Raw genomic sequence first — 11933 nt, forward strand, 5'->3', positions numbered from 1 at the left:
CGTTCGGATCTAGATGAGGCGGCGGTCCGCCCTGCTCGAATTACTTCCAACGGGTTACCTATCGGTGTGCTGCACAACGCGCGCTACACCGGGTGTCAGCGGCCGTCAGGCGGTCAGGTCGTAGTTGAGATGGGCGAAGATTCCCTAATCGCGTCAGGCCGTGTAGTAGGCGTAGACGGTGCCGTGGCTGGGGAAGTCGTGCGGGAGGTATTTCCAGGGGATTCCCGTGCGGTTGATGTACAGGATCGCGTTGAGCACATCACGTAAAGCGACCTCGGCTGGCTGGCCGGTGGGTCTGCGTTCGAGTCGGGCATTGCCCCAGGCCCTCAACGTCGGCTCGATCAGGGCCCTCCGGGCGTCGGACAGGTCACTGGGGTACGGCTTGCGCTCGCTCAGGGCGCAGCCTGAGCATGGGCATGGCGAAAGATCTTGTTCCGGCGGCAACCAGGAGGTTGTGAGGGATCTTGAAACCAGACGGGTTTCGCTGGCGAAAGGCGGATGAGACGGGCAGGGAGACTCTCGCTGCACCAGGCAGCATTCTCCACCTACGGCAAGAACCGTATCGAATTAGGGCAGACGCAATTGCTACTTAATGACCCTGACCTGGTTGAACACCTTCTAAGAGACAGGTCCTACTGGGCGGTCGACCTGTCGTAGGCGTGGGGCGCCGGGCCAAGCGAAAATCGGCAGAAATCGCCTTCCTGTCCTGGAGTGTCTCCCGTAATCGCTATTCAATAGAGAAACGGGATCATACGAAATCTTGCTTTTTGACAGTACTGGTCCCATAGGGGGCCGTATTTCGTGCTGCAGCGCCGGTCATCGCGGCGGGCCCGGTGCCAGAACAGGAGAGCCAGAAAGGCGAGTACAGTGTAGGGAGCCCAAGCACCTGGCCCGCACAGGATGGTCCAGCTGACGTAGACGAAAAATTCTCCGGTGTAGTTCAACTTGCGTCCGATGCCCCAGAATCCGGAGACCAGGAGGCGTCCGTCGAGCGTCTGGGCGGGGCGTCCCCAGATTCGCGCGGTGCTGTCTTCCTTGAATCGGTGCTTCTGCCCGTTGGCCCCGCGGAACATCCAACCGCCTAGCAGGAACAGCAGGATGGAGATGGAAGCGAGCCATCCGGATAGTGGATCGTCTATGGTGGTCAACTGCCGCCCCGGCAGGCTGTAGAAGAACGGAACCAGAACAAGATCGCCCCAGACCAGCGTCCATCCGAAGCGTTCGGCCACTACGTCCCAGGTGTGCAGGATGACGCCTTCGAACTGGAAATAGTTGGCGATGTAGAGGAAGAAGAGCACTTGATACAGGGCCATCCGGCCGCTGACCGATCCGTGGTCGACGTATTGCCCAGCCAGGAATGAGACGTTGAGAAGGAAGAGACCGATGAGGGAGGGCCGGTAGAAGAAAAGCTTGACATCGATGCCAGCGTAGCGGGGGTTGAGTTCCAGCCCGAACACGTAGCCGCGGATGGTGGCAACCAGACTTCTGTCCTGGAATTGTCTGCACCTGCGCCTTCGTTCCAGGGCGTAGATGCTTCCTGCCGCCAAGAAAGCGATGAGGTTGGCAGCGGCGAAGAGTTCCCAGGTGTGCCGCGCCGGGTAGGTCAGCCCTTGCGGATCCTTCCACCATATTGCCAGCACCGCTAGGACCGTCAGAACAAAGAGGGCCAGTCCGTTGAGGCGGTACCGCAGCCTTCCACCGTCGTCGAGCACAGCTCCCTTCGCCAGAGTTCCGGGCAGCCAGCGGGAACCTGCTAGCAGTAGGCCGATGAAACCGACCACCACTGCGCAGGCGAGGGCGAGGTCACGCCAAGGCATACTTTTCGCTCCCCATCAGAGCGAGTCTCCTGGAGTTTTCGAATGCCCGGGCCTTTTGGCTTCCCAGTAGCCCACAGAGAAGTAGCCGAGCCGGGCGGAACGGCAGAGAGCGCGCAGGCCGGCGCGCATGAAGTCGGTGAGAGGGTCGGTCATTTCTGCGGCTATCATCTCGAACTCCTCGACTAGCGACCAGGTGTGGTCCATATCCTCGACCTCAGGTGTGATGGCGATGTCACCGAAGCCGGCGTGAGCGAGGTAGGCGTCGAGCTGGGTGGGCGTGGTCAGGCCGGGGATGCCGTGGTGGCGGCAGATGGGCTCGATGAACTCCTCGCTCTCCTGCGGAGAGAGGCCATCGGAGTTTAGCCAGTCGTAGCCGACGTAGACGCCACCAGGTTTGAGGACCCGCCACGCCTCGGCGTGGACCCGTTGCTTGTCGGGACTGTGACAGATCGCGTCGAATGTATAACAGACGTCGAAGGACTCCGCGGGGAAGGGAAGAGCGCTGACGTCGCCTTCCAAAAAGGTGAGCAAGGAGCGGCAGTCCAATTGCGCCCGGCGCTGGTGCGCCTTCTCGACACGCACCCGGCTCAGGTCGATGCCGACAACGTGCGCTCCTGAGTGCTGGGCAATGGTGACGGCCGGGCCGCCGGTTCCGCTGCACAAGTCAAGGGCACGCCGACCGGGTACCAGACCCGCGCGGTCAGCGAGCCCCTGCTCAGCACGGGCTTGTGCCGCATCCAGAGATTCCCCGGCTCCCATGGGCGGGAAGTGCTGGGATTCACCCCAACCGGCCTGGCACAGATCCGTGACAAGCTCGTAGTAGGTGGTCACCATTTGTTTACTGTGCCGGTAGCGGGCGTCGGTGCGGGCGACGAGGCGTTCCAGGCGTTGGAAGCTGGTATCAATGCTCATGAGCTGCTCCGGAGGGCCGAGGGTAGGCAGGGAGGGCGAACGGGTGGGGCGAGGGGGACTTCGTCTGAGTGGTCAGCCATCGACCCAGGGCCCACAGGGGGAAGTACTCCCGGTACAGGCGGTAGTCCAGCATCGCGGTGCCGAAGAAGACGCCGGTCGCCGCGCTTTGCTGCCAGGTACCGTTAGGGCGCTGGTGACGGCACAGCCAGTCGATGCCGGAAAGCACGGAACGGTTCTGTCCGCCGCTCAGCGGCAGCAGAGTGAGCAGGGCCCAGGCAGTGCTGACGGGCTGGCTAACGTGACCGGGCACGTACTCGTTGGTCAGGCAGCCGCTGGAGTGCTCCGCCCACCCGCCGTCGGGGAGTTGGATGCTCTCGAGCCACCAGGCGGCTTTGACGAAGCTGGGGTGGTTACGGGGCGGCCCTGTGGCCAACAGACCGCGCGCGGCGAACAGCGTGCCGTAGATCCTGTTCACCCCCCAGGCCGCTGGCCAGGACCCGTCGGAGGACTGCGTGCGTAGCAAGAACGCCCGGGCTTGACCGAGAGCCCTTGTACATGCGGCGCGTAGGGCGACATCGCCGTGGTCCCGCAGCAGGGAGAGCGCGACGGCCGCGGATCCGGTGCACTCGGTGTAGGAGTCCTCGACCATGCAGCGGGTGAACATTTCTGCCGGGTTGAGACGCTCGAGGAACCGTGGCCCGCGGCGTGGTTCGTAGGTCCCGAACCCTCCGTCGCGATTCTGCCGGGCCAGCAGAAACGATGCCGCCGCGGAGGTGTCGCAGCCGGGCGGTAGCCCGCCCGTGAGCTTGGCGGAAGTGAAGAGGGCACCGACAGCCTCTGCCGTGCAGTCGCTGACCGCCCAGCGATGCCCGCCCTCGGAGAAGCACCAACCGCCCAAGGCCGGCGACCGGCCGGTGGTGGGCGGGGTGGGGACCTCCTCGGCGACTTGTGCCGCCTGTAGGAACCGGGTGGCACGGATGACGGCGTCGGCCGTTCCGGTGCTCGGTACGCCATCGGCGAGGAGCGCCTCAACGGCGAAGGAGGTGTCCCAGGTGTGCGAGCGCGCCCCCGCATAGCGGGTCCCGGAGTCCGGGTCCGTCCAGCGCCAGTAGTCGAAGGCGGCCAAGGACCGTTCGATCTCCTTGTCCGGGGCTCCGTGGGCAGCAAGAACGAGGATGTCCAGGAGCCCGTTGACCGGGGACAGGCCAATACGGTCGGTGACCCCGTGCTCATGCCGTACGCGACGATGGCAGCGGTCTAGGGCGCGTCGGCGGAGTCGCAGCCAATGATGTCCCTCGTACCAGTACTGCACGCGTTGAACTAGACGCAACGGCACGGTGGCGGGCATGCTTGCATCGCCGCCGATGCGATGCCGGTCGGCCGGGCGTGTGGGGCGGGAGAACAGCTCGGTGCGCAACGCATCGGTGACGTCGTCAGCCGGGCCTGTGAACTGGGTGCCGTACAAGAACGCCATGGCCTGGGCGATGGAGCGTGTGTGGCAGTAGAGCCGGTCGGGATGGAGCGGGAACCAGCGCGGCAGCAGGAACAGCTCAGGCAGCACCGGGTGCATGGCGCGGTGGTCGTAGAGGCCGAGCAGTCCGAGCCAGAACTTGCCCCAGGTCGCGATCGCGATGACTCCGTCCGGCTGTGCGGTGAGCCATTGGCGGGCGGGGCGGCATAGGGCGTGGTCGGGGGGGAGGCCGAGCAGGCGTAGTGCGACGTAGCCCAGGGCGGTGCAGTACAGCGACTCAGACGTTGCGGCAGGGTGCATCGGCCAGCCCGCCCCGGTGCGCGTGCGGGAGTAGTGACGAATGATCAATCCGCGCTCCGCTGGGGGCACGGGGCGGCACAGCAGGTGCCGGGCGATGACGTACTGGGAGAGTGTCGCGGTGTTCCAGACCATCTCTCCCTCCCAGGCGCCGGAGTCCCGTTGCAGTGACAACAAACGTTCGCGGGCCTGGTAGTGGGCATGGCGTGCGTCCGTCGTCAGAGAGGCCAAGGAGGGTGCGGGCCGGGGCACGAGGGTGGCTCCTTCCGTACGCCAACGGGGCAGGGCTCAGAGGCGCGGCAGGTTGCGCCGGCTATAGCGAAGTCGGCAGGGGCTGCCCGGGGTGGCGACGAAGGTGGTGGAGTACACCGGTCGGTGGGGTGCTCCGATCAATTCCAGGTCGAAGTGGCGCAGCAAGAAGCTCCAGATTGCTTTGATCTCCTGGTAGGCGAAGCCGAGGCCGATGCACCGGTGGTTTCCGCCGCTGAACGCGATCAGGCTGTAGGGGCGTTGGTGTTCCTCGCGGCCGGCGGCGTAGCGGGTGGGGTCGCAGCGCGCCGGGTCGTTAAAGAGGCTTTCCATACGGTGTGCCACCGCGGGGGACAGCATGACAAGGGTGCCGGCAGGGATGTGATGGCCTTCCAGGACGAAGTCGCTTCGCGCCTTGCGCATGATGATCATGTCGGGTGGATAGAGCCGCTCCGCCTCGCGAATGCAGTGCCCCATCACTTCCATGCCGTGCAGCCGTTCCGCGGTCAGCCGGCTTCCGGAAGACATGACACGGCGCTGTTCCTCCAGGACCTCTTTCAGGCTTCCTGCCTGATCCAGGAGCACTACACCGGCCCATGCCGCGAGTGCTGCGCTGGTGTGCACACCAGCGAACATCGCGGCGATCAGGATTCCGGTCACGGTGTCGTCCGGCACTGGCTGCCCGCCCGGGGTGCGTGCCTCCAGTACAGACTGCAGCAGATCGTGGTGGCTGCTCGCCATGGGCGCGTGTCGGCGCTTGTCGATGGCCCGCTGCACTTCATCCGCGAGTCGGCGCCGGGCGCGGTCACGGCGCCGGAAGGCGGGCAGGGGCAGCCGAGCGCTGAGCAGTCCGGCCAGGCGAATGCCACCGGCCAAATCCTCGAAGAGAGCGACCGTCTCGCGTCCCAGGGCCCGGTGGACCTCCGGGCCGAGCAGGCAGCGGCTCATCACAGCGGCCACGATCTCGGTCACGGCTGGCACCAGCTCGATCTCGCCTTCGTCCCCCCAGCGCCGGGTCCTGCATTCGATCTCCGCCTCCATCGCAGGCGGATAGCGCCGCAGGTATGCACCGCCCAGATGGGGGGCGAGGTAGCCCATCTGGAGGGCCATCTTCTCGGGCTCGGCGTCGAAGGCGATTCCCGGCCCGAAGATCGGTTTCATGAAGGGGTAGGCGTCGCCCGGGTTCAGAACGTGGTCATCTGCCTTGAGCACCGCTTCGTGCACCGATGCCCCGCACCCGAACACGGTCGGCTGGCCCAGCAGCCGGAACCGGAAAAGGTCACCTGCTCGCCGCCTGCCTCCGCTGAGGAAAGCGATCGGATCTTTGCCGAAGGCTATCGAGTGCCCCAGCCACCCAGCTCCGCCGGGCAGCGCTGGAATTGATGTCCACGGCTTGACGGCTGTCTGTGAAGCTGCTGGAGGCATGCTCATCATCCTGCTACGGGCCACACTTACCCGCATGCTGACCGGTACGGGGGGTGAGAGCGGCCCAACCAGGCGCCCCAGGCGGCAATGTCGAAGGCGCGCCGCGGCAGCGTTGTGGCTCTCTGCCCTGCACCGCCACTGGCCGTCCGCGCGGCGACCCGGGCGAAGGTGTGAGCTACCGACAACTTCCGGGTGTCCAGCAGGGCCAACTGGTGCATCGCCTCACCCGCGCGTTCCGTTCCGCGGGACCACTCGGCGAACAGACTTGTACGCAGGTCCGCCGACAGCGCATCCGGTGACAGAAAGAGCCGACCTAGCACTGCGGAGACGTGTTCGGCGCTCCACGTGGCGCATCGGCTACGACGGCGGTATTCGCTCAAGTTAGCCGCTTCCGCCAAGTGTGAGGCATCCAGCAGGGCCAGCGACAGACCATGCGCGGCCAACGGGTGGTTGTGCCCGACCGCGTCGCCCACCAGCGCACAACGGCGACGACCCTGAAAGATGCGCGGCCGGTAGGCATTGGACGCCCACTGGACCAGCCTCGCCGTCAGAGCGCCCCGGGCCGCGGTACGCAGCTCCCTGGGCAGGTGGGGAAGGTACTCCTCGACAAGATGCCTCAGGAGCTCGCTCGCCGCAGGGCCGGGAGTAGGGATGTCGAAGGTGATCCGGATCCGGTCAGGGGTCAGGCGAAAGAGCATGATCGGCCCCGGAGCGCCTAGGAACACATGCCCGTAGTCCTCGGTGGGCAAGGTGGCGAGCCGGAGAGTGATCCCCGCGGTGCGACTCAGTCGGACGGACGCTGCCTCGCCGGGCCGCAGCGAGGCGCGTACCGCCGAGGAGCGGCCATCCGCGCCTACGACCAGAGCGGCCCGCATGCAGCCGTAGGTCGTCTGCACCAGACCGTCCTCCGTAGCCGCCAGCACCCGGTGCCCTCGCAGTAGCGTGATACTGGGGTGGGCGAGGGCCGCCTGCCGCAACTTCATGGTCAAGGTGGCATGAGGCATGCTCCAGGCCACCGACCCTGCATGCTCGAGAACGATCGGAGTTTCGCCGCCGGGGGAATGGATGATAAAGCCGCGGTTCTGCGTGCAGTCACTGCTGTCGAAGTCGACACCCAGCTGGCGGAGAATGCGGACCCCGGCGGGATGAACCCATTCGCCTGCGATCGCGCGGTGCTGGGAGCGCAGCGGGTCGATCATCACGACCCTGGCGCCACGCTCGGCGAGGTGCAAAGCGCTGGCACAACCCGCAGGGCCGGCACCGGCGGTCACGACGTCAGGGCTGTTCAAAGTCGGATGTCCTCTCGCGCGGAGCAACAGCTCTCAGCGTTACAGAATCGCCCCTACGCCGCATTTGCGCGATAGCTTCCCTATCAGGATTCAGCGCCTGCGTGCCGCCCGCAGCCTGCCTGGCCCCGCCGGCGCCCGCGTCCTGGGCTGCGCGCTACACCTGGCCGGCCGTGGGGACAGCGCCCAGTTCTGGTGGCCGTACGCCGTCGCAGCCGGCGACCACCCGGCCGCCTACTGCCTCTACCTCCACCCACGGTGAGGGCCATAAGAATTCATCTCATTTGGTGAGTCTGTGGTAGCAGATGAGGGTGGAGTCGATGCTGGTGAAGGCGGGGAAGTGGTCAGCGTTGCGTTCGGAGCGTCGGTGGAGGCGGCGGAAGCCGGCGAGCCAGGCCATGGTGCGTTCGATGGTCCACCGGTGGCGGCCCAGCCGCTGCGACGTTTCGACGCCTTTCCGAGCGATGCGGTGGGTGATGCCGCGCTCGTGTATCCAACGACGCAGGTGGGAGAAGTCGTAGCCCTTGTCGGTGTGGAGCTTGCCCGGTCTGCGTCGCCGGCGTCCACGGCGGGACCGGATGGGCGGTATGCCCTTCACTAGCGGGATCAGCGCCTGGCTGTCGTGCAGGTTCGCGCCTGAGATACCGACGGACAGGGGCAGACCGGTCCGCTCGGTGATGAGCTGGATCTTCGACCCGTACTTGCCCCGGTCGACAGGATTCGGACCCGTCAGGTCCCCCTTTTCAAGGCCCGCATGTTCACCGAGCCGATCGCGCAGCGGGTCCAGTCCAACTCGCCGCGGGCGCCGAGTTCGTCGAGGACTAGGCGGTGGAGCTTCGCCCACACCCTGGCCTTGGTCCACTCGGCGAAACGCCGATGAGCCGTCGCTCCCGACGGCCCGAACGACGCAGACGGCAACTGCTGCCACGTGCAGCCTGACGTGGCCACGAACACGATCGCGGCTAGCACCTCCCGGTCACCGTGACGTCGTCGACCACCGCCCTGAGGACGAGACGGCGCCTCCGGCACCACCCGCTGGAACAACTCCCACAACTCATCCGGCACCAGCCGCTCAACGATCCCCACAAACCACAGCCTACCGAGCCAGCCAAATGAGATGAGTTCTAGGCCCACTGGTGGTACGACCTGTCTGACTTGGTCTTGGAACCGATGGACGCGACCGGCACCGAGACCGAACGCGCGATCGCGCTGCGGATGCTGCGAGCGCTGCGGCGCGAGCGGGCGGTCTCCTAGACCCTCGGTGCGGTCCTGGCCTACGTCCGGGCCGCCATGGGGTCCGTCGACGACGGCCTCGACCTGCCCCTGCCCGACGACGACTTCCCCGACCGCATTGAAGCCCTCCTCACCCACGACCACACCCATCCCAACGTCCCACCCGCCCCCGTGGCCCGGCCGCTGCCGGCGCCGACGCCATCACGGAGGCCAACACCGACGCCAACGCCGTCGTGCACTCGTAACCGGCGCAGCGATGCCTGCACCGGCCCGGACACCGTCAGCGCATCGTCGCGCGGCACAGCTCCATCAGCGCGTCGTCGAGCCGCCCGCTGCCCAGGTCGCACGCCATCCCGGCGTTACCCGGGGCGGCGGGCCGGGGCACCTGTGGGCGTACATCCTGCGGACCGGGCACGGCGGGCGGCGGCACCCGGAGCGGCGGGGCTGAAGGGTGCACCGGCTGGGCAGGGGACTGCACGGCCGACCTGTGCGGAACCGGCCTGTCCGGTGCCTTCGAGTGTGGTCCTGGCGGCCGACCGGCCGGAAGTGCCGTGCCCGGCTGTCGCGGGCGAGGGGGGGACGCGGTGTCGTCGTGCACAGCATCGTGCGCGGCAGGGGCGAGCTGAGCGCTTCCTTGGCCTGCCCTTGCGGTACGGGCCAGCCTTCCGCGCTGGGCTTGGCGGGGGTGGAAGGCGCCGGGCTGCGCGTCTGCTGCGGCGCCCCGGTGCACCCGGACAGCAACGCCACCAACACCAGCCCGCCCGTGCAGCACGTCGTTGGCGCCGCTCGAGGAGAGCCGCAGTGTCGGTGGTGGCTGGGAGGGTGGGCGACATGGACAGCAACGACGAGCAGCTGCTGCGCGGCCGGGTCTACGGCACCGACCACGACGACGATCCGAGCCCGCGGCCGGGTCGGACCTATGTCGAGCTGGTGGGCGGGCCGCTGGACGCGCTGCTGCTCGACGTCACCGGCTGGACGCCGGAAGAGATCAGCACCGGTGTCGCCCTCCTCACCGAGCTGGGCCAGTACGGTGCCGGCGGGCGGGCGCTCTACGACCCGCGCCCCGGCGACCCGACCCGCTTCGACTGGTCCGGCGACACTCCCTGACCGGCGGCCGACGTCGGGACACGAGGGTCCTGATCCCTCCCGTTTGACGGCCCGCCCACCGTCCTGGTGGACGGGCCGTCCTGAGTGCTGTCACCGAAGGCATGGCACACGCCTCCTCCGTGAACCGGTTCGAGTTGTTCGGCCTTCAACGAGGCATCTTCAGCCTTGAGAGGGCAGCAAAGTCCACACCGTCGATGCAGCCTGCGTCGCAGGCCATGTTCTGAAACGCTTGAAACTTGACAGAGTGAGGAACGAGTTCCCGCATTCGGTATCTTTCGTCGCACAGATGCCAGCGAATATATCCACGAACGAAATCCTGAACCGTGCCCCACACCGTTGCGGATCGGCAGTCCTGAGCCACCCCCAGCAGCTTCCGGGTTGCTCTTGCGGCGTCGTCGGCGATCCTCTGGAGGGCCGTTTCGAGGCAAGCCCCCTCAGTAGTGCAGATATTTTCCACCAGTGAAATATCTCCCTCGGGATCGTCGATTTCCTTATAGAAGGAGAACAGGTCATTGACCAGTGCGACGACGGGTTCGATCTGGGCGATGACAGTGACAATATCCTCAAACTGCTTCTGCTCGTCGAAATCTGCGGCAGGGAAGAGCGCTGCCCCCGAGAAGTCACCCAGTCCGTTCAAGCGCCGAAGGAACATCGGGTAGTCACTCGCGCCCGGCAGCCCTTTGAACTTGCGGCTTTCGATCCAGAAGCCCTGAGTCAGCTCCAGATTGCTCTTGATCATGGTGAGCTGCGCATATGGCCCATAGTGGCCGAGTAGCCGGGGGAAAAACGAGAAGAGTGACCTGAACCTAGGATGCGCCTGCTCCCGGCCACGGAGGAGATCGCAGGCGAATGACCCCATGAGGGGTGAATCCGCCAGGGCCGGTCCTTCTCGCGGATCATCCTCCAGGATCACATAAGTGAAGTAGATGTTCAGTGGCACCATGGCGTCCCGCGGGAGGTTACCCCAGCCGAAAACCGTCATCCGGGTGATTGTCCGCACGATGCAGGTCAGCCATTCATGATCAAAAGGTACTCCCCGAATGTCTATTTGGCCCGTGAAGTGCTCCATCGTCTCCTGGAACACATCACAAAGCGCCTGCATGCGATCTTCGCTGGGAACTTCTAGATCGTGATACTCGACCTCTCCGAGGAAATCCGTGAGCAGTTCGGTATACCGTTTCGCGGACATATCCACGCTCGCTCCCAAGAGCACGAGACCCATACTCCTTGCCCGTCCCCTCCAGTCAGCCAGACGGACGCCCCGAGGGCACCGGCCAGGATCGCGCGATGTGTGACCGCGTTGAACGTTTGTGAATATTTGCACCTACCGCTCGTGCTGCCCGTCCGAGGCAGTACGACGACCTGTCGCTCAAACAGCGGCGGGAAGAACCGTGCTGTGCGGCCCGGGCGGTGCGGGCGGGCGCGCCGTTGAGGGGCCCTGGTTGCGCCGTTCAGGTGGGCGGCGTCTGGGTGAGGCGGTCGGCGGGCCGGCACTGGGCGCACTGCTCGAGGACGTCGGTCAGGGTGAGGTCGGTGAGTGCGGTGCGGGCTTCGCTGGGGGTGAGGACGTGGCCGCCGGGATGCTGCACGCGGCGTGGTGGAGCACGGCGGTCCGGGACATGTCGCGTGTCTCGCGCTTGAGCCGGTAGTTGGTCTGACTCCCCGCGGTGACCTGGCGGATGCGGTCCTGGACGGCCGTGAGCTCCAGGCGCGGCCATGTCTCCAGGACCTGGAGCCGGTCGGGGCTGGCGTGCTGCTGCCGCCTACCTGAATCGTCTATGTGTTCGATTTTAGGGGGCGGCGCCCCGAACGGGGAGGACGGGGTGCCGCGCGGGCGGCTGAAGCGACCTACCGGCCACCGCCCTCACCCACCCAACGACGCTCGGCCGCCCCGGTGACGCCCGCCGCGTCGAACCGCTGCCCCCGGCGGGCGCGCGGTTCAGCGATGCGCGGTAGTGGGCGGGGTGGTGGGGTGCAGCCGGTCGTGGACGTCGGTGAGGGCTCCGGCCGGGCCGGGGACGCGTTCGCGTAGGTCGGCCAGGACCGAGCCGCAGCTCGCAGCCACCCCCGGGTGGCTCCGGGGTAGTCGCCCGCGAGGTGAGCGAGATCGGCCCGCACCTCTCCCCAGTGCAACGC

At 66.5% G+C, this 11933-nt stretch carries 9 protein-coding genes and 2 pseudogenes; 1 reads left to right on the plus strand and 10 read right to left on the minus strand.

The genetic code is table 11. From position 1 onward, the window contains the following. Positions 1–156: 156 nt before the first annotated feature. The 7 genes and pseudogenes from ACYVE9_RS01025 to ACYVE9_RS01055 form a co-directional block, all read right to left on the minus strand. Positions 157–396 (minus strand): annotated as a pseudogene (locus ACYVE9_RS01025) (transposase); the annotation flags it as partial. A 335-nt stretch (positions 397–731) separates the two neighbouring features. Next, entirely contained in the window at positions 732–1817 is a 1086-nt protein-coding gene (locus ACYVE9_RS01030; RefSeq protein ID WP_461025743.1) for a DUF1295 domain-containing protein, read from the minus strand. Positions 1818–1832: 15 nt separating this feature from the next. Next, positions 1833–2729, minus strand: coding sequence for a class I SAM-dependent methyltransferase (locus ACYVE9_RS01035; protein WP_461025744.1), 897 nt, complete (start codon positions 2727–2729; stop codon positions 1833–1835). Continuing rightward, entirely contained in the window at positions 2719–4749 is a 2031-nt protein-coding gene (locus ACYVE9_RS01040; RefSeq protein WP_461025745.1) for a hypothetical protein, read from the minus strand. Before ACYVE9_RS01040 ends, ACYVE9_RS01035 begins: the two co-directional genes overlap by 11 nt. Positions 4750–4785: 36 nt before the next feature. Further along, the gene (locus ACYVE9_RS01045) at positions 4786–6207 is read right to left on the minus strand and encodes a cytochrome P450 (RefSeq protein ID WP_461025746.1); all 1422 of its coding nucleotides are present in this window, start codon (positions 6205–6207) and stop codon (positions 4786–4788) included. Continuing rightward, positions 6198–7460 carry an FAD-dependent monooxygenase gene (locus ACYVE9_RS01050; protein WP_461025747.1) on the minus strand — a complete coding sequence of 421 codons (1263 nt, stop codon included), beginning with the start codon at positions 7458–7460 and terminating at the stop codon, positions 6198–6200. Before ACYVE9_RS01050 ends, ACYVE9_RS01045 begins: the two co-directional genes overlap by 10 nt. A gap of 277 nt (positions 7461–7737) precedes the next feature. Then, positions 7738–8537, minus strand: a protein-coding gene (locus ACYVE9_RS01055) for an IS5 family transposase (protein WP_461025756.1) whose coding sequence is annotated in 2 segments (ribosomal slippage) — positions 7738–8199 and positions 8202–8537 — 798 coding nt in all. Because the reading frame shifts where the segments join, the coding sequence is not laid out codon by codon here. A gap of 984 nt (positions 8538–9521) precedes the next feature. Here ACYVE9_RS01055 and ACYVE9_RS01060 point away from each other — a divergent pair. After that, positions 9522–9797, plus strand: a complete 276-nt coding sequence (locus ACYVE9_RS01060; RefSeq protein WP_461025748.1) for a hypothetical protein — start codon at positions 9522–9524, stop codon at positions 9795–9797. Positions 9798–9942: 145 nt separating this feature from the next. Here ACYVE9_RS01060 and ACYVE9_RS01065 read toward each other — a convergent pair whose 3' ends face one another. From ACYVE9_RS01065 to ACYVE9_RS01075, 3 genes and pseudogenes are all read right to left on the minus strand, one after another. Beyond that, complete coding sequence (locus ACYVE9_RS01065; RefSeq protein ID WP_461025749.1) at positions 9943–11010, minus strand: terpene synthase family protein; 1068 nt, start codon at positions 11008–11010, stop codon at positions 9943–9945. 238 nt (positions 11011–11248) lie between these two features. After that, the gene (locus ACYVE9_RS01070; RefSeq protein WP_461025750.1) at positions 11249–11386 is read right to left on the minus strand and encodes a hypothetical protein; all 138 of its coding nucleotides are present in this window, start codon (positions 11384–11386) and stop codon (positions 11249–11251) included. A gap of 259 nt (positions 11387–11645) precedes the next feature. Next, positions 11646–11933 (minus strand): annotated as a pseudogene (locus tag ACYVE9_RS01075) (hypothetical protein); the annotation flags it as partial.

This window comes from Streptomyces sparsus (assembly GCF_054776295.1).